Source organism: Halobacterium hubeiense, from assembly GCF_001488575.1.
GTDB classification, from domain to species: Archaea; Halobacteriota; Halobacteria; order Halobacteriales; family Halobacteriaceae; genus Halobacterium; species Halobacterium hubeiense.
In genome coordinates this window covers 2139758-2157222 of sequence record NZ_LN831302.1, presented here as the reverse complement: position 1 = coordinate 2157222, position 17465 = coordinate 2139758, and the positions used below count along the sequence as shown (strand labels likewise).

Genomic DNA, 17465 nt, shown 5'->3' with positions numbered 1-17465 from the left:
CGGCGCTTCGCGCCGCTCGCTCGGCAAAAAATTGGGGAAAAAGCGCCGTCGGACCACCGTCAGAGCTTCGCTCTGACGAGCTCTCGTTCGCTACACTCACGAGAACCCCTTCGGGGGTCCTCGGCGCCCGAGCGCTTCGCGCTCGGTGAATCGGCGGCCTGCGGCCGCCGAATGCTAGCCCCCTGCTGACCCCTCCCGTTTGCACCGCTCGCTCACCGACTCGCGATTTTCTTTCGGCGCTTCGTCGGTTAGCCCGAGCTCCGGGTCGCAGAAAGGAGTGGACGCGTTACTCGTCGTCGACGTCGAGTTCGAACTGCTCGTGTTCGGCGGCGGCGTTGAGCACGACGCTGGTGTTGGACTCCTTGATGTCGGCGTCCGAGAGCAGGTCCTTGATGAGCGCGTTCATGTCGTCGGTGTCGCTAAACTTCCCGACGGCGATGACGTCGTGGTCGCCGGTGACCTCGTAGACGGAGACCATCTGCTTGTGGTCGCGGAAGCGGTCGGTGATGTCGGGGAGCGCGCCGCCCTCGACCTTGAGCTGGATGATGGCGGTGACGTCGTAGCCGAGCTGGTCGTAGTCGACGATTGGGACGTAGCCCTCGATGACGCCCTCGTTCTCCAGGTCCTTGAGGTGGTTCGAGACGGTCGTGACTGATACGTCGAGCTCGTCGGCGAGGCTGCGGAGGCTGGCGCGCCCGTCGGCCAGCAGCTCGTTGACGAGGTGCGCGTCGAGGTTCTCGTACGTCATACGTTCCCTTACCCACCCCGGGGTATAGAAGTTTACGAGTGTTCAGTTATCGCCAGCTCTCCGAAAATTACGCTAACCGCTACTGCTTTAATGGTGGATGTACTCGTCCGGAGTGTCCACAGATATGACGAACGGGAATCCCAGTGAGGGCCTCGGCCCGAGCGAGCAGGCGGTACTCGAGAAGATTGACGAACAGAACATCGACTTCCTCCGCCTCCAGTTCACGGACATCCTCGGCACCGTGAAGAACGTCTCCATCCCCGCCAGTCAGGCGGAGAAGGCGTTCGAGGACGGCATCTACTTCGACGGCTCATCCATCGACGGCTTCGTGCGCATCCAGGAGTCGGACATGCGGCTCAAGCCCGACCCCGAGACGTTCGCCGTGCTCCCGTGGCGCACCCGCGAGGACGAGGAAGAGGGCGGCGCCGCGCGTCTCATCTGCGACGTCATCAACACCTCCACGGGCGAACCCTTCGAGGGCGACCCGCGCCACGTCCTCAAGCAGGCGCTCGACCGCGCCGAGGAGATGGGTTACACCGTCAACGCCGCGCCCGAGCCCGAGTTCTTCCTCTTCGAGGAGGACGAGGACGGCCGCGCGACGACGAAGACCAACGACGCCGGCGGCTACTTCGACCTCGCGCCGAAGGACCTCGCCAGCGACGTCCGCCGCGACATCATCTACGGCCTCGAGGACATGGGCTTCGAAATCGAGGCCTCCCACCACGAGGTCGCGCAGGGCCAACACGAGATCAACTTCGAGTACGACGACGCGCTCTCGACGGCTGACAACGTCGGCACGTTCCGGACGGTCGTGCGCGCCATCGCCGCCCAGCACGACCTCCACGCGACGTTCATGCCCAAGCCCATCCCGCGCATCAACGGCTCCGGGATGCACACGCACATCTCGCTGTTCACGGAGGACGGCGAGAACGCGTTCCATGACGGCGACGACGAGTTCGACCTCTCGGAGACGGCCAAGCAGTTCACCGCGGGCATCCTCGAGCACGCCCCGGCGCTGGCCGCGGTCACGAACCCGACCGTGAACTCCTACAAGCGCCTCGTCCCCGGCTACGAGGCGCCGGTGTACGTCGCGTGGTCGGACCGCAACCGCTCCGCGCTCATCCGCAAGCCCGCGGCGCGCGTGCCGTCCGCGAGCCGCATCGAGGCGCGCTTCCCCGACCCGTCGTGTAACCCGTACCTGGCGTTCGCGGCGCTCATCCACGCCGGCCTCGACGGCATCGAGAAGGGCCTCGACTGCGACGACCCGGTCCGCGAGAATATCTACGAGTTCGACGAGGCCAAGCGCGAGGAGTACGGCATCGACACGCTGCCGTCGAACCTCGGCGACGCCCTCGACGAGCTCGAAGACGACGACGTCGTCCTCGACGCGCTCGGTGACCACGTCTCGGAGAAGTTCCTCGAGGCGAAGAACGCCGAGTACGACGACTACCGCGTCGACGTCTCCGACTGGGAGCTCGACCGCTACCTCGAGAAGTTCTAGACGGCTCCACGCCGCTTTTCTTTCGCGTCGCGCGCCGGCCAGCGACGGCTACCGCCGCAGTACTGGGAGCGCGACGAACGCGACGCCGGCGAGGGAGTGTGTCGAGCCAATCGCGGCCAGTCCCGCGTCGAAGTGCAGCGTGAGCGCGGCCGCGCCGCCGAGCGCAGCGAGAACGGGGAGTGCGGTCTTTACTGAGACGTCGTTCAGGAGCGCGCCGCGCCGCGTCACCAGCCACCAGCCGGCGAGCGCGCCGACCGTCCCGCCGAGCGCGGCGACCGGGTCCTCCGTGGGGCCGACGAGGCCGACGGCCGCGACGGCAGTGAGGACGGCGACGGCGAACCCGTAGCCGACGCGGCGGCGCGTGAGCGCGATCAGTACCGCGACGAACGCCGTGCCGAGGAGCGCGCCCGCGACGACGTCCGCGAGGTAGTGGACGCCGAGCGCGAGCCGCGTGAACGCCACGAAGACAATCATCCCGGCGGCCGCGGCGTACCGGCGCGCGCGGTCGCTCACGTCGAGGAGCGCCGCGAGCCCGCCGTAGAACGCCGCCGCGCCGGTGGCGTGGCCGCTCGGGAAGCCGTTGCCGTGTTCGGCGATGCGCATCACCGACGCCGGGGGTCGCGGCTCCGCGAACAGCCCCTTCGTGAGGACGACGACCGCGAGCGCGCCGATGCTCACCGCGAGCAGGCGCGCGCCGTCGCGCCGCGACAGCCAGCCGCGCTGCGGGCCGAACAGGTAGACGGCGGGCCCGACGGTCACCACGAACCATGTGCTCCCGAGGAACGTCAACACCACGAACACGGGCACGAGCGCCTCGGGGACGCTTCCCGCCAGCGCCTCCGTGACGCCGGCGCTGCGGTCGAGCGCGCTCACCGTCGCCACGACCGCACGCGGTCGGCGATTCGGCCCGGCACCCCGACGGCGCTGACGCTCAGGCCGAACAGCACCATCAGCACGTACAGCCCGAGCGTGGACAGCCACACCACGACCATCGCCAGAATCGACCAGCCGCCGCCGAGGTAGTGGAACGCGCCGACGGTCATCAGCGTGCCGTACAGCAACACGAGGTACGGTCCCCAGCCGCGCGCCTTCCCGCGGCGGAGGCGCTGGCGGACGTACTGCTTGAGGTCGGCTTCCAGCTCGGACTTCTGGACGGTCTTGGCGTCCAGCTCCGCGCGCAGCGCCTCGACTTCCGCGCCGAGTTCGGCGACGTCCGGCGCCTCGTTCGGTGGTTCTGGTTCCGGCTCCTCGTCGTCGTCAGGTCGTCCCGACAGCACGGCGTTGAGTACCGCGCCGAGCGTGATAACGATGCCGCCGAAGTACAGCCACGTCACCAGCAGGAGCGCGCCGCCCAGAATCCCGTACAGCTCGCCGCCGCCGACGTACGCGGCGTACACGCGGAACCCCTGCGCGAGCAGCGTCCACCCGACCGCCGCGAACGCCGCGCCCGGCAGCGCCTCTCGGACGGACACTCCGGCGTCCGGGAAGACGTAGTACGACGGCAGGAACACGAGCGTCAGCGCGAGCGGGAGCGTCAGCGCGCTCGCGAGGTCGAGGTACGGCACGACGTCGAGGTACGGCACGACGACGGTCACCGCGACGGCAGCGCCGACCGCCAGCGGCAGCGTCAGCAGCACGACGACGCCGTCGACGACCTGTTCGAGCAGCGACTCGGGCTTCTGGACGCCGTAGACCTGCGAGAACGCGACGTCGAGGCCGCGGAACAGCTTGAGCGCGGACCACGTCAACAGCAGGAGACTGACCGCTGTCGCGCCCGTGCGCCCGCGACCGTCCGTCATCGCGTCCCGGAGTGCGGTCTCCCCGGACGTAGTGAGGAACGGGTCGAGCGCGCCGACGATGGCATCGACCAGTTCGACGCCGCCGAGCGCGGTGCCGACCGCGACCGACAACACCAGCAGCGGAATCAGGGAGACGAACGCGTAGTACGCGACCGCCGCCGAGAGGAACGTCACTTGCTCGTCTTTGGCCGTTCCGGCGACGCGTCGCGCGACCCCGACGGCGGACCCGATTCGTGTCACGTCACGGACTTCGGCGCGGTGGGTCATAAATCGGGCTACTGCGGGACGCCTACTCGCGGACCGCGGCCTCGACGTCGGCGAGCGAGCCGTCGGTCTTGAACGTCGTGCCGCCGTACTGCGTGCGCGAGGCCGCCAGCCCCGCGTCGCGGAGTTCGCTGAGGAACTCGTCCATGCCGACGGCGGGCTCGCCCCACTGCTTGTAGAGGCGGTGCTGGTCGAAGTGCGTCGGCTCGTGGAGTTCGCCCGCGACGGTGTCCAGCAGCTTCCGGGCGCGCTTGGCGGTGCCCATGTAGTCGGTGACATGCTCGCGGACCTCCGCGACGAATTCCCTGTCGTGGGCGGGGCCGAGCCACAGCGGGCCGGCTGGCAGCACCTGCGTGCCGCCGCAGTGCGCGCACGTCTCCGGCGCGTCCGCAATCAGGCCGTACTCGTGCTCGCGGTGGAGGCACTCCTGACAGTGGTAGACGTAGCCGAGTTCGTCGATGGCCTCGTTGGCGTCGGTCGCGGTGTGCGAGAGGTCCAGGTACGTGCGGACGTAGTGGTCGCTGACGTGGCTGAGGATGGGCGTGACGCCGACGTCGTAGCGCGCGGCGGTGCGCGCGAGCGCGGACAGCAGCACGCGTAGCCCCATCTCGGCGTGGTACTCGGTGTTCCGGGGGACGGCGGAGTACTTCCGCACGCCGGACTCGAAGTGCGCGCCGCACAGCGGCGCGGTATCCGTGGCGGTGACGCAGACGAGGTTGCGGGCGTTCGCGAACGCCGCGTCCGCGAACGGAATCGGCGACCCGAACGGGTCGAGGTCCACGACGTCGAAGAACTGGCCGTCCTCGTGGAGGAGGCTGTTGACGTTGCGCTGGACGACCTCGCCGTCGAGGTCGTTGCGTGCGAGGTTCGCCCGCGCGAGTTCGACCGAATCGGGGTCGAGGTCCGCCAGCGTCGTCGTCCAGTCGTTGTTGGCGGCGCGCACCCCGCGGATGCCGCTGGCGGCCATCGCGTCGAGGTACGTCTCCGCGCGCGGCTCGCGCTCGCGGTACGCCGACAGCGCCGCGACCGTCAGGTCCCGGTTGAGTTCCTGCGTGGGGTTGAAGAACACGCCGTCGCCGGCGCCCTCGCCGCCGCCGGCTTCCCCGGGTACTTCGACGGTCACGCCGCCTTCCTCGACGAGCATACCGCCACTCGGAGCGACGCGGAAAAAAGGCCGACGGTTGCGAGGGCGCGAAGCGCCCTCGGAATAAGCGAGCGGCGAACGAAGTAAGCCGTGAGCTGCGGGAGACGTAGTCTCCCGAATTGTGTGAACGGTGAGCGTAGAGAACGGTGAACGTAGCGAGCACTGTCGGGCGTGCAGAGTGGGAGGCGAGAGCCCTCCCGAGCTACGAGAACTCTGGATGCGACGAAGTGCGGGCCGCGGGCGGGGTGAGCACGTCCGCGTGCGGCCGCGTGTCGTTAGTCGCCGACGTTCGTCGCGCGTTCGACGACGTCGGAGCCGTACTTCTCCGCTAGTTCGTCGTGCTGGTCGGGTCGGTGCTCGTAGACGTCCTGGAACAGCGTGATGGGGGTCTGGGCGGCCTGGTAGGTCGCCTCGTCCCACATGCGGTCCTTGCTGAGGTCCACGGTGACGCCGTCAATTTCGAGGGTGGCGGACTGGGTCATCGCGATGGCGCCCTTGCCCGCTTCCTTCGCGGCTTCGAACTCCTCCATGGAGTCCACGATGTCGTTCATGCTGGGGACGTACGACGTGCGGTCCAGCAGTTCCTCGCGGAGTTCCTCCTCGGAGAGTTCGCGCTCGTCGCCGCCGGCGCGGAGCACGTAGCCGTCGCCGGTCTCCGACAGCGAGAGGTCGTCGCCGTCGTAGACCTGTCGGCCTCCGTCGGCGTCGAGTTCGACCTCGCGGCCGCCGACGTCGAGTAGCCAGCTCCCGGTCTCCGGCGGGAGCGGCGCGGTGTTGGCGACCTCGACCTGTTCGGGGGTGAGCGACCAGATGCCGGTCATCCCCTTCGCGCGGTTGTCGCGCATGCGCTGGCGGTAGCCCTCGACGTCGCGGATGTCGTCGTAGGGGCCGTCCACGGCGACGAGGCCGGCGGCGCTGGCGCCCCGAGAGGTGTTGTGGCGCAGTTCCGGCCACGGCGGGAGTTCCCCGGTGGGCGTCATCGCGCGCATGTCCTTCGTGTAGTCGACCTCGCCGTCCACGAGCAGGAACATGCGTTCGAGGTTGTTCGACGGCTTGCCCACCTCCTCGCGGAGGTCGCCCATCGCGAGCTCGGCTTCGCCGCTCTCGACGATGACCGACATCGAGAGCGAGCCTTCGTCGAGGCCGTGCTCGTGTTCGACGATGGTGATGGCCTCGTCGGCCTTCTTCCAGTCGTCGATGTCGCCGACCTCCGGGATGACGAAGCCGTCGATGTGCTCGACGGCGCCGCCCTCGGGGTCGGCGATGGTGCGCATCTGCTCGAAGCCGCGGCGGCGCGTGGACGGCCGCTCGCGGTGCCACACCACCCGGGGGTGGATTTCGCCGGGGAAGTCGGCGCCGTGGTCGCTGACGACATCCACGATGTTCCGGGCGCCCTCCGCGCGCATCGACGGCGCGGTGGCGTCCTCGTTGTCCGGCACCCAGACGTCGGGCGCCTTGATGCCGCGCAGACCCGCGGCGCTACGCAGCATCTTCGCGGAGTCGTCCTCCCCCTCGACCGCGGTCGGGGTCGTGAAGAACGTCCGCACGAACTCGCGGTCGTAGTGGCGCTCGGTCGGGTCAGTCATCCTGCGTCGGCGTGGCCTCGTCGTCGGCCGTGATGGGGTCGCTCTCGTCCTCGCTGTACCCCTCGGACTCCTCGATGCGGCGCCGGGCCTCGGGGTCGAACTGGGTCTCGATGTCCTGGTAGCGGCTGACCAGCGAGAGGTCGTGGTGGCTCTCGGTCTCGTGGCCGAGGTAGCGGTCTTCGAGGTCGAACTGCGCCTGCTCGGCGTTCTCGGCGATGTTCTCCATGTCCTCGTAGACGGCGTGGGCGCCCGAGTGGAGGCCGTAGAGGGTGATGAAGATGTACTCGTAGCCGAGGTCGCCGAGCTCCTCGAAGGTCAGCGGGTCGTCTTCCTCGCTCCACGCGAACGACGACGAGTAGTTGAACGCGAGGTCGAGGTCCGGGTGGGTCTCGTGGATGGTCTCGGCGTACTCGACGGCGTCCTCGCGGGACGGGTCGGGCATCTCCGGCCAGACGAGGTCGACGCCAGCGTCCGCGTAGATGCGGCCGCGTTCGAGGTGTTCCTCCCAGTCGCCGTTCGCGGAGCCGTACGCGTCGGTGCGCGCGATGATGACGGTGTCCTCGGACTGCTTGGCATCGACGGCGGCCTCGAAGCGCGCCTGCGCCTTCTCCCGGGAGACGATCTCCTTCCCGGCGATGTGGCCGCAGCGCTTGGGCGTCGTCTGGTCCTCGATGTGAATCGCGGCGACGCCGGCCTTCTCGTACTCGCGGACGGCGCGGCGGACGTTGTGGACGCCGCCGTAGCCGGTGTCGGCGTCCGCGACGACTGGGAGGCTGGTGGCGTCGACGATGCGCTTTGCGTTCTCGACCATCTCGGTCATCGAGACCATCTCGAGGTCCGGGAAGCCGAACTGCCCGAGGACCGTAGAGTAGCCGCTCATGTAGACGGCGTCGTGGCCGGCGCGTTCGGCCAGCCGCGCGTCGAGGGCGTGGTAGAGGCCGGGCGCGAACACGTAGGGGTCGTCGTCCGCGAGCAGTTCGCGGAACTCGCGGCCGGCGGCGTTGTCGATGTCTCGGTGCGTGTAGTCGGGGTAGTCGTCACTCATCAGTTGGCTCCGTGTGTCGGTGGCTCCAGACGGTCTCAGCGAGCGATTCTTCCTCGTCGGCGTCGCCCCGGAGGTCCGGGACGACCGGCGCGCCGGTGTTGTCTATGTCGGTGTAGGTGGGCATGGTGGGGTCTCTGTGGGTCGCTGTGGCGGTCGATAGTCGGTGCGAGCGGTCGTGCGGTGGCGTACTGCGGGCATCGCAACTGGTGACGGGGCGACCAGCCGCATAAAGTTAATGAATAATAATGTAATATGGCTCGAATGGCATTAACAATGATTAAGGAATTGGTTTGTCACGTCAATACGTACCACGGACGCGCGACCGAACCTGCTAAACCACGCGCCGCCCAACAGCGGGTCGTGTCCGAGGTCGACGACTGGCGGGCCGCACTCGCCGACGCCGGCGAACTCACCGGCCCAATCGTAGAAGGCATTCTCGCCGAACACGGCGACCGCGGCCAGCGCGCCGTCGAAGCCGCCAGCGAAGGCCGCGTCAAACAGTACAACGACTTCACCGTCGTCGTCGGCCACGAAGACGAGTACATCGTCGAAGACGGCAACTGCAACTGCCAAGACAGCCAGTACAACCTCGACCCCGACGAATCCTGCTGGCACGCCATCGCCGTCGACGTCGCCGAACGCGTCGGCGAAGTCGACCACCACGACATGTACTACAGCGAGGTTAGAGATTTCCTGTAGCGACCTTTTACGCTGCGCGCGCCTCTGGCGCGCTCGGCAAAAGCTACGCCAAAAGCACTCCTCCTTCGGTTCGCTCGCTCTCCTCAGTCGTCGGCCTCCACTCGCTCACTCCGTTCGCTCGTGGAGTGAACCGCTTCGCTCGGGCTTTGCAAGCCGCTCGCTCGCGGATGCTAACTGTCGATGAAGCGGGCGGAAAGCGTTGCTCGGGTGTGGGAACCGTTCCCTACTGTTCGGCGCAGATGTCCACGAAGTTCCGGAGAATCCGCAGGCCGGTCTCCCCGGACTTCTCGGGGTGGAACTGGGTGCCGAAGACGTTGCCCTCGTCGTTGGCGACGATGGAGGGGAACGCCTCGCCGTAGTCGGTCTCGGCGACGACGTGGTCGTCGCTGTTCGGTTCGGCGTAGTAGGAGTGGACGAAGTACGCGTGCTCGCCGTCCACGCCTTCGACGAGGGGGTGGTCGCGGGTCACGTCGAGTTCGTTCCAGCCCATGTGCGGGACCTTCACGTCGCCCGTGAATCGACGGTTCCGACCCGGAATCAGGTCCAGACCGCGCACGTCGCCCTGTCCCTCGCGCTCGGCCTCCTCGCTCTCCGTGAGCAGCATCTGCATCCCCAGACAGATGCCGAACAGCGGGCGGCCGGCCTCGGCGGCGTCGACGAGCGCGTCCCGGAACGGCCCCGCGTTCTCCATGCCGTCGCCGAACGCGCCGACGCCCGGCAACACGATGCCGTCCGCGTCGTCGAGCGCGCCCGAGTCGTCGGAGATTGTCACGTCCGCGTTCGCGCGTTCGAGCCCGCGCGTGACACTCCTGAGGTTCCCCAGCCCGTAGTCCACGACGACGACCGAAGCGGTCGTCTGGTCGGTCGACGAGATGCTCATGTTCGTGGCTTCGCCCCCCAGTTGCAAGTGGGTTTCCCTCCGCTGTTTGGTACATAGTGATGGGTATCACTGGATATAGTTGAAGGACAAACCTTTTCAACCACCTCTCGTATTCACAAACGAATTCCCCATGGCGGGACGACGCAAATTCCTCAAAATCGCAGGCGCGACAGGTATCGCTGGACTCACCGGACTCGCGGGCTGTACGGGCGGCGGCGACGGCGACGGCGGTGACGGCACGTCCGAAAGTGGCGGGACGACGACGGGCACGACGAGCAGCGGCCCGACGGAGCTGACGTTCACGCTCACGCCGGCCGAGTCCGACGTCGACGTCAAACAGCAGTACCAGCCGATGTTCGACTACCTCGAGTCCGAGGCGGACGTCTCCATCTCCTCCAGCGTCGCGGCGGACTACGCCGCGGTGTACTCCTCGCTGGAGTCCGGGCAGACGGACATCGCGGACGCCGCACCGGCAATCGCGATTCAGAGCGCGGACAACGACGTCGCGGAGGTCGCCGGCATCCGCATCGCGTACGGCGCCGCGAAGTACTTCTCGCTCATCACGACGCTGCCGGACAGCGGCATCGACGAGCTCGCGGACCTCGAAGGCGAGACGGTCGCGTTCGCAGACCGCCTCTCCACGAGCGGCTCCATCTTCCCGCTGTACATGCTCAAGCAGGCCGGTCTCGACACCGGCGGCGCGCCCAACGGCACGCCCAACGACTTCGAGGGCCAGTGGTCGGACCACTCACAGGCCCGCGAGACGCTCATCAACCGCGACCCGGTCGTGGCTGCGGGCACCGGCGCGTTCTCCACGGCGCCCAACGTCCCCAAGGACCAGTTCCCCCAGGAGTTCCTCGACATGTCCGCCGAGAACGACGGCGACCTCGGCACGGAGTCCCCGGAACTGGAACTGCTCTCGTGCTCGAACCCGATTCCGCGCGCGCCCATTCTCATCCGCTCGGCGCTGGACTCGACGGTCAGGTCCGACGTGACCGACGCCCTGCTGGCCGCCACCGAGGAGGACCTCATCAACGAGGACCTCGGCGACGACCAGCAGCTCTGGTTCACCGGGCTCAGCGAGGGCACCGTTGAGGACTACCAGCCGGTCCGCGACGCCTTCGACGAGCTCGGCGTCGAACTCGGGAACGCGTAACGCCGACGCACCTAATCGATTAATCTATTTGTCGCCCGTGATGACCCCCTACAAGCCCGCCAGTCGGGTTAGGCGGCCGCACAAGCAATGATCGAAGTCTCAAATCTGAGCAAATCGTACGGCGAAATTCAGGCTGTCGACGACGTCTCGTTCACCATCCCCGACGGTGAGTTCGTCGTCGTGCTCGGCGAGTCCGGCGCGGGGAAGTCGACGCTCCTGCGCTGTCTCAACGGTCTCACCGAGCCGACGTCCGGCTCGATTACCATCAACGGCGACCCCGTCGAGGGGCCGCGGGACGACGTCGCGATGGTATTCCAGCAACACTACCTCATCGAGGAGATGAGCGCGTACAACAACGCCCTGACGGGTGCACTCGGTCGCACTTCGTTCTTCAACAGCCTCCTCGGTCGGTACACCGAGGAGGACAAGTACGAGGCGCTGCGTGCCCTCGAAACGGTCGGCTTGCTCGACGAGTCCGGGCAGTCAGTCGGGCAGATGAGCGGCGGCCAGCAGCAGCGCGTCGGCATCGCTCGCGCGCTCGTCCAGCAACCGAACCTCCTGCTCGCCGACGAGCCGGTCGCGAGCCTCGACCCGGCGTCCGCCGAGCAAGTGATGGCGTACATCCGGCAAGCCGCCGACGAGCGCGGCCTGTCGACGCTCGCGAGCCTCCACCAGGTGAACATCGCCCGCGAGTTCGGGGAGCGGTTCCTCGGCATGAAGGACGGCGAGGTCATTTTCGACGGCTATCGCGACGACCTCACGGTCGACGTCATCGACGAAATCTACGGCACCATCGAGACCGAAGCGATTCGAACGGAGGCGGAAGCATGAGCACGGACACGGAAGACGCGGCATCGACGGTTTCGGAGTCGGTACAGGAGCAGTTCACGCGGCTCCGCATCAACAAGCGCGCGCGGCAGGTGTTCTCGGTGTTCGCGCTGGTCGTGTTCGGGTGGCTGTTCTCGCTGGCGCTCGGACAGGTCGGGTTCTCTATCGCGGAAATCATGCGCTACTGGCCGGACTTCCGCGACGCGCTCGGACAGTTCTTCCCGCCGGGCGAACTGTTCGGCCTCCCGTTCGTCGACACGGGCGCGTACTGGTCGTTCATCCAGGCGAACAACCTCCTCTTCCAACTGGAGACCAACGGCGCCGGCGTCGCATTCTGGAACTGGACGTTCATCCCCGGACAGATGTTCGTCACGCTCGCGATGGGGTTCGCGGGCACCGTGCTCGGCCTGCCGGGTGCGCTCCTGTTGGGCGTGCTGGGCTCCGAGCGCGTCACGCCGTACCCGTTCAACTTCATCTTCCGCGGGACGATGAGCGTCATCCGCGCGATTCCCGCGCTCGTCTGGGCGCTCATCTACATCCCGCTGGGCGGCGTCACGCCGTTCACGGCGACGCTCGCCATCGGCACCGACACGATGGGGAACCTCGGCCGCCTGTTCACGGACGCCCTCGAAGAGGTCGAGGACGGCCCCATCGAGGCCATCGGCTCGACCGGCGCCAGCGGCCCCCAGCGCGTCGTCTTCGGGATGCTGAGTCAGGTGTTCTCGCCGTTCATCGCGTGGACGATGTACATCCTCGAAATCAACACGCGCATCGCCGTCACCATGGGCCTCATCGGCGGCGGCGGCCTCGGGTACGTGCTCACGACCCAGCGCGGGCTGTTCAAGTACACGAACATGATGGCGACGATTCTGGTCATCTTCGTGCTCGTCATCTCCGTGGAAGTCGTCAGCCAGCGCGTCCGCTCGTACATCCGCGGCACCGAGGAGTCCCAGGGGCTCATCGCGCTTATCGTGGAGTTCCCCCAGCGGATGGTCCGCACGCTCTGGCAGTGACTCAGTAGTCGCCGAGCTGGGACTGCCCGCTGCTCTCGCCGGCTATCGTCGCCGCCTTCTCTATCGTCTCCGTGAACGTCTCGCGCTGGCTCGCGTCGTACAGCGTCGCCGCCGGATGCAGGCAGAGGAGGACTTCCCGCGGCTCCCCGCCGAGTTCGACGCGCTCGACGTTCCCCGCTTCGCTCGTCACCGCGATGTCCCGTTCGAGCAGGTGTTCGCCGGGGACCTTCCCGAGCGTGACGATTACGTCGGGGTCAACGAGCTCGATTTCGCGTTCAAGGTACGGCCGGCAGTTCGCCAGCTCCTCTCGGCTGGGGTCGCGGTTCTCCGGCGGGCGACAGCGCACGCAGTTCGTGATGCGGACGTCCGCGCGCGGCAGCCCCGCGTCCCGGAGTTCGTCGTCGAGCACGTCGCCGCTGCGCCCGACGAACGGCACGCCCTCCTCGTCCTCGGACGCCCCGGGCGCCTCCCCGACGAACAGCACGTCGGCGTCCTCGGGGCCGTCCCCGTTGACGATTCGGCTCCGGGACTCGACGAGGTCCGCACAGCGCGTGCACTCCGTGACCTCCACGCCCTCCATGCCGTCGATGTCGCTCATGCGTGTGCCGACCACGGCTGCCGGGTTAAGCGTTACAGACCCGAGTCGCCTGCGGCCTCCCGTCGGTCGGCCGCACGCGCCGCCAGCCGCGCGACCCGCAACGGCTCCGGCCGGCCGCCTTCGGGCGTGAACGCGCGAACGACTTCCGCGGGGTTCTCGCAGCCGACCGCGCGCACGAACACGCGTTCGTCGTTCACGGTCACGGGCTCCCGGTCGGGCTGGCGCTCGTAGACGTCGAGGCGCCGGTCGCGTTCGTCGCCGGAGAACTCCCGTTCGATGGCGGCGTCCAGTCCCTCGCTCTCCTCGAAGGAGACGGAGAGCACGGGCCGCGAGACGGCGTCGTGGACGGCGTGGAGGTCCACGACGTTGAACCACGCGGGCGCGATGCCCGACACGAACACGTACTGGACGTCCTCGCGGTCCAACTGGCGGTAGCACTCGACGACGGCCGCGGTGCTGTCGAGGCCGCCGACCGTGCACGAAGTAAACGAAAAGCCGTCTACCACTCGGGACGCCCGCACGACCGCGCCGGCGACCGTGGACTCCTCGCCCCGGTATGACTCCGCGACACCGAGTGCCCGCGTCCCGGCCTTCACCACGCTACTCGCCTTTGATGTCCTTCAGTCGGTCGAGGAGTTCGTCGTTCGACGCGCCGATCTCGTAGTTCACGTCGCCGCTGTGCTCGTACTCGGCGGTGTCGATGCCGTCGTCGGCGTCGATGTCGTCTGAGTCGAGAGACTGGTTCTCCTGCTCGGATTCGTCGTAGCTCCCGAAACCCATGTGTGAGCGTACGACTCCCTCCCCCAAAAATTCCCCGCTGAGTTGACCGCGGAGCGTGAAAAAACCCCGCCGTTTTACCACGACCGCGGGCGTCCCCGTTGGTATGGACGTAGTCCACGTCACCCGCGACGCCGAGACGTTCACGTGCAACGCCTACCTCGCGCCCGGCGACGAGCCGACGCTCGTGGACGCCGGCGCGTACGACGGCGTCGTCGACGAGATTCGGCGCCACGTCGACGACCTCGAACGCGTCGTCCTCACGCACCAGCACGGCGACCACGTCGAGCAACTGGACGCCGTGGTGGACGCCTTCGACCCCGAGGTATACGCGTTCGCCGACCACCGCCTCCGCACGCACGAACTCGGCGACGGCGACCGCGTGCGCGTCGGCGACGACGACTTCGAGGTCGTGTTCACGCCCGGCCACGCGCCCGACCACGTCTCGCTGGTCTCCGACGCCGCGCTGTTCTCCGGGGACGTCGTCGTCCACGACGACGGCGCGTTCGACGACGGGAGCTTCGGCCGCACCGACATGGCCGGCCAGTCCCGCGAACGGCTTGTCGGGAGCGTCCGCGAACTCCTCAAGCGCCTGCCCGACTCTGTCGAACACATGTACTCCGGTCACGGCGAGGTCTTCCACGGCGACGTCCGCAGCGTGGTCGAGCGCGCGCTCGACCGCGCCGAACGCCGCGAACCCAAGTACGACGAGTAGCGCTCCGCGAGTGCGATGGCCTGTCACACCCCGGGAACCCTTTTTCTGACGGGAGTCGTTTCTCCGGGTATGCCCGGGAGACCGTTTCTCGAAGGCGACGCGGTGGACCTCTGTGCGGTCGCCGAGGACGACCTGGAGTTCCTCCGCGAGACGCTCAACGACCCCGCAGTGTGGCCGTCGCTGTCCGCGCGCACGCCGCTGACCGAGAAACAGGAGCGAGAGTGGTACGAGGAGCACGCCAGCGACGACAACGGGAACGTGAACTTCGTCGTCGCGGTGGACGACCAGCCGATTGGCAGCGTCGGCGTCCACGGCGTCGACGACGTCAACGGCAGCGCCGAGGTCGGCATTTTCCTCGGCGAACAGTTCTGGGGGAACGGCTACGGCACCGAAGCCGGCCGTCTCGTCACCGAGTACGCGTTCGCCCAGCACCGCCGCCATCGCGTCGTCGCGCGCGTCTTCGAGGGCAACGACGCCTCCGCGCGCATCTGGGAGAAACTCGGCTTCGAGCTGGAGGGCACGCACCGCGACGAAGTGTTCGTGGACGGCGAGTACCGGGACGTGCGCTACTACTCGGTGCTCGAAGACGAGTGGAACGGCGAGAACTGAGTTACGTCGAGCGGGACTCCTTGGCCTTCGGACGCAGGTTCTTGTACCCGCACTTGCGGCACTCGGAGGCGCGCTTGGGGTTCCGGGCGTTACACCGCATGCAGATCTGCTTCTCGAGCAGTCGGGCCTCGATGGACTCGCTCATGGGGCCGGATTCGCCGCCAACGCGTTTAAGCGTTCGGAATGCCGGTCCGGGCCGCTACGCTTCGTCGGCGAGGTAGTCCTCCTGCACCGCGACGACCTCCGCGGAGTCCGCGCACTCGCTGTACCGCCGGAGCGGCTCCTCGTTGAGTTCGAGGAACGTGTGCCCCCACGTGAACTTCGAGAGGATTTCCTCGGCGTGCTCGCGCTCGCCCAGAATGGTGAGTCCGGCGGCGAACGCCTCCACGGTGTTGAGCTGGAACGGCTGGCCGTAGTTGACGGGGTTGGCGGCGACGAGGAACGGGAGCGCGCGGTGCTCGCCGTCGATTTCGAACATCGCTTCGCCGGCCGTCTCCCACGAGCAGTCCAGCGCCACCAGCCGGCCGTGGTCGGCGTCCGCGGGCGACAGCGCGGTGTCGGCGTGCGGGTTCAGGACGACGCCGTACGGCGTCGCGCGCGCGGACTCGTGGAGGACGGCCTCGTCGAAGCGCGCGAGCTTGCGCGCCGTGCACTTCTTCGGGTCGTCGTCGCCCTCGTACCGGACGTGCAGGTCCACACCACCGGTAGGCCGTCACGGAGGAAAAACACCCCGTTCCCCGGGTGATGGCTGTGCGTCGCTCCCGCGGTTTCTTGTCCGGGCGACCCCACGACTCTGGTATGGACGACGCTGCGCTCGCACGCGCCTACTACGACGCCATCGACGCCGGGGACTACGACGCTCTCCGTGGAGTGCTCGCGCCCGACTTCGAGCACGTCCGCCCGGACGTGACGCTCTCGGGCCGCGAGGCGTTCGTCTCGTTCATGCGCGAGGACCGGCCGCGCACTGACACCCGCCACGCCGTCGACGCCATCTACGAGGGAGCAGAGGGCGTCGCGGTCCACGGGCGCTTGCTCGCCGCCGACGACGGCCGCGAACTGTTCACGTTCGTGGACGCCTTCGACACCGCCGACGGGGAAATCGTCGGGCTGACGACTTACGCCGGCGCTATCGACTCGACGGCGGGCAACACCTCGTCCTCGTAGAACTCGAAGAACCCCGATTGGTCGGGGCCGACCTGGTGGACGTACACGCGGTCGTAGCCCGCCTCGACGGCGTTCTCGATGGCCGCGACGTGGTCCTCGGGGTCGGGGCCGGTGACGAGCGAGTCCGCGACGTCCGCTCTCGTGACCAGCTCGCAGGCCTGCTCGAAGTGCGCGGTCGTCGGCAGCTGGGAGGCGAGTTCGCCGGGGAGCGCGGTGTTGGGCCACCACTCGTAGGCCGTCTCGACCGCTTCCTCCTCGGTCTCGGCGTAGCAGACGCTCAACTGCGTGTACCGCGGCCCCTCGCCGCCGTGCTCCGCCCACGTCTCGACGGCCGCCTGCGGGCCGACCGACCAGAACCCGTCCCCGATTTCGGCGGCGGTCTCGGCCGCGGACGGGCCGTACGCGGAGACGACGATGGGCGGCGTCTCCTCGGGGCGCGTGAACAGCCGCGCGTTCTGGACGGTGTAGTGTTTCCCGTGGTGGCTCTGCTGGCCACCGGACCAGAGCTTGCGGATGATTTCGACCGCCTCTTCGAGCATTTCGAGGCGGACCGCGTGCTCGGGCCAGTGCTCGCCCACGATGTGCTCGTTGAGCAGTTCGCCAGTGCCGACGCCGAGGAAGAACCGGCCGTCGAGCATCGACGCCACCGACGCCGACGCCTGCGCGACGATAGCGGGGTGGTAGCGCATGATCGGGCAGACGACGCCGATACCCACGGGAATGTCGTCGGTGGCGTGCGCGACGCCGCCGAGCGTCGACCAGACGAAGCCGCTCTCGCCCTGCTGGCTCACCCACGGGTGGAAGTGGTCCGAAATCGAGAGGAAGTCGAACCCCGTGTCCTCCGCGCGGGCGGCGTACTCCACGAGGTCGTTCGGGGGGTGCTCCTCGCTGGAGAGCGTGTACCCGAGCTGTACCATCACCCGCACCTCCGCGTGCTCG

Annotated in this window: 22 protein-coding genes; 8 read left to right on the top strand and 14 right to left on the bottom strand. The window is 67.9% G+C overall.

Going from position 1 to position 17465, the window contains the following annotated elements; genetic code table 11:
- Window positions 1-286: 286 nt before the first annotated feature.
- Window positions 287-748 (bottom strand): HTH-type transcriptional regulator Lrp, encoded by a 462-nt coding sequence (gene lrp / locus HHUB_RS11425; protein WP_059057731.1) that lies wholly within the window; start codon window positions 746-748, stop codon window positions 287-289.
- A 124-nt stretch (window positions 749-872) separates the two neighbouring features.
- Between lrp and glnA the strand changes: the two genes are divergently transcribed.
- Entirely contained in the window at window positions 873-2249 is a 1377-nt protein-coding gene (gene glnA / locus HHUB_RS11420; RefSeq protein WP_059057730.1) for a type I glutamate--ammonia ligase, read from the top strand.
- Between the two features lie 48 nt (window positions 2250-2297).
- On the opposite strand, the gene HHUB_RS11415 is transcribed toward glnA, so the two are convergent.
- The 6 genes from HHUB_RS11415 to HHUB_RS17535 form a co-directional block, all read right to left on the bottom strand.
- Entirely contained in the window at window positions 2298-3122 is an 825-nt protein-coding gene (locus tag HHUB_RS11415; RefSeq protein ID WP_082687260.1) for a phosphatase PAP2 family protein, read from the bottom strand.
- Window positions 3119-4288 carry a YihY/virulence factor BrkB family protein gene (locus tag HHUB_RS11410; protein ID WP_238323960.1) on the bottom strand — a complete coding sequence of 390 codons (1170 nt, stop codon included), beginning with the start codon at window positions 4286-4288 and terminating at the stop codon, window positions 3119-3121. Before HHUB_RS11410 ends, HHUB_RS11415 begins: the two co-directional genes overlap by 4 nt.
- Window positions 4289-4337: 49 nt before the next feature.
- Window positions 4338-5456, bottom strand: a complete 1119-nt coding sequence (locus HHUB_RS11405) for a tRNA (guanine(26)-N(2))-dimethyltransferase (RefSeq protein ID WP_059057728.1) — start codon at window positions 5454-5456, stop codon at window positions 4338-4340.
- A gap of 275 nt (window positions 5457-5731) precedes the next feature.
- Window positions 5732-7042 carry a malate synthase AceB gene (gene aceB, locus HHUB_RS11400; protein ID WP_059057727.1) on the bottom strand — a complete coding sequence of 437 codons (1311 nt, stop codon included), beginning with the start codon at window positions 7040-7042 and terminating at the stop codon, window positions 5732-5734.
- The gene (gene aceA, locus HHUB_RS11395; RefSeq protein WP_059057726.1) at window positions 7035-8087 is read right to left on the bottom strand and encodes an isocitrate lyase; all 1053 of its coding nucleotides are present in this window, start codon (window positions 8085-8087) and stop codon (window positions 7035-7037) included. The genes aceB and aceA overlap by 8 nt, the downstream gene beginning before the upstream one ends.
- The gene (locus HHUB_RS17535) at window positions 8080-8211 is read right to left on the bottom strand and encodes a hypothetical protein (protein WP_256943840.1); all 132 of its coding nucleotides are present in this window, start codon (window positions 8209-8211) and stop codon (window positions 8080-8082) included. The genes aceA and HHUB_RS17535 overlap by 8 nt, the downstream gene beginning before the upstream one ends.
- A gap of 236 nt (window positions 8212-8447) precedes the next feature.
- Between HHUB_RS17535 and HHUB_RS11390 the strand changes: the two genes are divergently transcribed.
- Window positions 8448-8786 (top strand): hypothetical protein, encoded by a 339-nt coding sequence (locus HHUB_RS11390; RefSeq protein ID WP_059057725.1) that lies wholly within the window; start codon window positions 8448-8450, stop codon window positions 8784-8786.
- Between the two features lie 223 nt (window positions 8787-9009).
- On the opposite strand, the gene hisH is transcribed toward HHUB_RS11390, so the two are convergent.
- Complete coding sequence (gene hisH / locus HHUB_RS11385; protein WP_059058299.1) at window positions 9010-9666, bottom strand: imidazole glycerol phosphate synthase subunit HisH; 657 nt, start codon at window positions 9664-9666, stop codon at window positions 9010-9012.
- 130 nt (window positions 9667-9796) lie between these two features.
- Between hisH and HHUB_RS11380 the strand changes: the two genes are divergently transcribed.
- The 3 genes from HHUB_RS11380 to phnE all read left to right on the top strand — a co-directional run bounded on the left by HHUB_RS11380 (window position 9797) and on the right by phnE (window position 12663).
- Entirely contained in the window at window positions 9797-10822 is a 1026-nt protein-coding gene (locus HHUB_RS11380; protein ID WP_059057724.1) for a PhnD/SsuA/transferrin family substrate-binding protein, read from the top strand.
- An 87-nt stretch (window positions 10823-10909) separates the two neighbouring features.
- Window positions 10910-11653, top strand: a complete 744-nt coding sequence (phnC, locus tag HHUB_RS11375) for a phosphonate ABC transporter ATP-binding protein (RefSeq protein ID WP_059057723.1) — start codon at window positions 10910-10912, stop codon at window positions 11651-11653.
- Window positions 11650-12663, top strand: a complete 1014-nt coding sequence (phnE, locus tag HHUB_RS11370) for a phosphonate ABC transporter, permease protein PhnE (protein ID WP_059057722.1) — start codon at window positions 11650-11652, stop codon at window positions 12661-12663. The genes phnC and phnE overlap by 4 nt, the downstream gene beginning before the upstream one ends.
- A 1-nt stretch (window position 12664) precedes the next feature.
- Here the strand turns inward: phnE and HHUB_RS11365 are convergent, their stop codons facing one another.
- The 3 genes from HHUB_RS11365 to HHUB_RS11355 are packed head-to-tail and all read right to left on the bottom strand — an operon-like array spanning window position 12665 to window position 14041.
- The gene (locus HHUB_RS11365) at window positions 12665-13261 is read right to left on the bottom strand and encodes a uracil-DNA glycosylase (RefSeq protein WP_059057721.1); all 597 of its coding nucleotides are present in this window, start codon (window positions 13259-13261) and stop codon (window positions 12665-12667) included.
- Window positions 13262-13293: 32 nt separating this feature from the next.
- Window positions 13294-13857 carry an endonuclease dU gene (locus tag HHUB_RS11360; protein WP_059058297.1) on the bottom strand — a complete coding sequence of 188 codons (564 nt, stop codon included), beginning with the start codon at window positions 13855-13857 and terminating at the stop codon, window positions 13294-13296.
- A gap of 4 nt (window positions 13858-13861) precedes the next feature.
- On the bottom strand, window positions 13862-14041 hold the full coding sequence (locus HHUB_RS11355; RefSeq protein WP_059057720.1) for a DUF5786 family protein: 180 nt from the start codon (window positions 14039-14041) through the stop codon (window positions 13862-13864).
- Window positions 14042-14144: 103 nt separating this feature from the next.
- On the opposite strand from HHUB_RS11355, the gene HHUB_RS11350 reads away from it, so the two are divergent.
- Both HHUB_RS11350 and HHUB_RS11345 read left to right on the top strand, forming a co-directional pair.
- Window positions 14145-14753 carry an MBL fold metallo-hydrolase gene (locus HHUB_RS11350; protein WP_059057719.1) on the top strand — a complete coding sequence of 203 codons (609 nt, stop codon included), beginning with the start codon at window positions 14145-14147 and terminating at the stop codon, window positions 14751-14753.
- A gap of 69 nt (window positions 14754-14822) precedes the next feature.
- Window positions 14823-15362, top strand: coding sequence for a GNAT family N-acetyltransferase (locus HHUB_RS11345; protein ID WP_059057718.1), 540 nt, complete (start codon window positions 14823-14825; stop codon window positions 15360-15362).
- Window position 15363: 1 nt separating this feature from the next.
- On the opposite strand, the gene HHUB_RS11340 is transcribed toward HHUB_RS11345, so the two are convergent.
- A complete protein-coding gene (locus HHUB_RS11340; RefSeq protein WP_058984215.1) occupies window positions 15364-15507 on the bottom strand; it encodes a 50S ribosomal protein L40e in 144 nt (47 codons plus the stop codon).
- Window positions 15508-15561: 54 nt separating this feature from the next.
- Window positions 15562-16059 carry a DUF367 family protein gene (locus tag HHUB_RS11335; RefSeq protein WP_059057717.1) on the bottom strand — a complete coding sequence of 166 codons (498 nt, stop codon included), beginning with the start codon at window positions 16057-16059 and terminating at the stop codon, window positions 15562-15564.
- 101 nt (window positions 16060-16160) lie between these two features.
- Here HHUB_RS11335 and HHUB_RS11330 point away from each other — a divergent pair, with 101 nt between their 5' ends.
- The gene (locus HHUB_RS11330; protein WP_197570623.1) at window positions 16161-16526 is read left to right on the top strand and encodes a nuclear transport factor 2 family protein; all 366 of its coding nucleotides are present in this window, start codon (window positions 16161-16163) and stop codon (window positions 16524-16526) included.
- Here the strand turns inward: HHUB_RS11330 and HHUB_RS11325 are convergent.
- Window positions 16478-17443: a TIGR03557 family F420-dependent LLM class oxidoreductase gene (locus HHUB_RS11325; protein WP_059057715.1), complete on the bottom strand. Its 966-nt coding sequence runs from the start codon at window positions 17441-17443 to the stop codon at window positions 16478-16480. The genes HHUB_RS11330 and HHUB_RS11325 overlap by 49 nt on opposite strands.
- Window positions 17444-17465: the final 22 nt, after the last annotated feature.

Bases quoted from the DNA above. Each gene is read 5' to 3' on its own strand.
- glnA (WP_059057730.1), top strand. From the start codon at position 873: ATGACGAACGGGAATCCCAGTGAGGGCCTCGGCCCGAGCGAGCAGGCG.
- phnC (WP_059057723.1), top strand. From the start codon at position 10,910: ATGATCGAAGTCTCAAATCTGAGCAAATCGTACGGCGAAATTCAGGCT.
- HHUB_RS11345 (WP_059057718.1), top strand. From the start codon at position 14,823: ATGCCCGGGAGACCGTTTCTCGAAGGCGACGCGGTGGACCTCTGTGCG.
- phnE (WP_059057722.1), top strand. From the start codon at position 11,650: ATGAGCACGGACACGGAAGACGCGGCATCGACGGTTTCGGAGTCGGTA.
- HHUB_RS11380 (WP_059057724.1), top strand. From the start codon at position 9,797: ATGGCGGGACGACGCAAATTCCTCAAAATCGCAGGCGCGACAGGTATC.
- HHUB_RS11365 (WP_059057721.1), bottom strand. From the start codon at position 13,261: ATGAGCGACATCGACGGCATGGAGGGCGTGGAGGTCACGGAGTGCACG.
- aceB (WP_059057727.1), bottom strand. From the start codon at position 7,042: ATGACTGACCCGACCGAGCGCCACTACGACCGCGAGTTCGTGCGGACG.
- HHUB_RS11330 (WP_197570623.1), top strand. From the start codon at position 16,161: ATGGACGACGCTGCGCTCGCACGCGCCTACTACGACGCCATCGACGCC.
- HHUB_RS11355 (WP_059057720.1), bottom strand. From the start codon at position 14,041: ATGGGTTTCGGGAGCTACGACGAATCCGAGCAGGAGAACCAGTCTCTC.
- HHUB_RS11340 (WP_058984215.1), bottom strand. From the start codon at position 15,507: ATGAGCGAGTCCATCGAGGCCCGACTGCTCGAGAAGCAGATCTGCATG.
- hisH (WP_059058299.1), bottom strand. From the start codon at position 9,666: ATGAGCATCTCGTCGACCGACCAGACGACCGCTTCGGTCGTCGTCGTG.
- HHUB_RS11405 (WP_059057728.1), bottom strand. From the start codon at position 5,456: ATGCTCGTCGAGGAAGGCGGCGTGACCGTCGAAGTACCCGGGGAAGCC.
- aceA (WP_059057726.1), bottom strand. From the start codon at position 8,087: ATGAGTGACGACTACCCCGACTACACGCACCGAGACATCGACAACGCC.
- HHUB_RS11350 (WP_059057719.1), top strand. From the start codon at position 14,145: ATGGACGTAGTCCACGTCACCCGCGACGCCGAGACGTTCACGTGCAAC.
- HHUB_RS17535 (WP_256943840.1), bottom strand. From the start codon at position 8,211: ATGCCCACCTACACCGACATAGACAACACCGGCGCGCCGGTCGTCCCG.
- lrp (WP_059057731.1), bottom strand. From the start codon at position 748: ATGACGTACGAGAACCTCGACGCGCACCTCGTCAACGAGCTGCTGGCC.
- HHUB_RS11325 (WP_059057715.1), bottom strand. From the start codon at position 17,443: ATGGTACAGCTCGGGTACACGCTCTCCAGCGAGGAGCACCCCCCGAAC.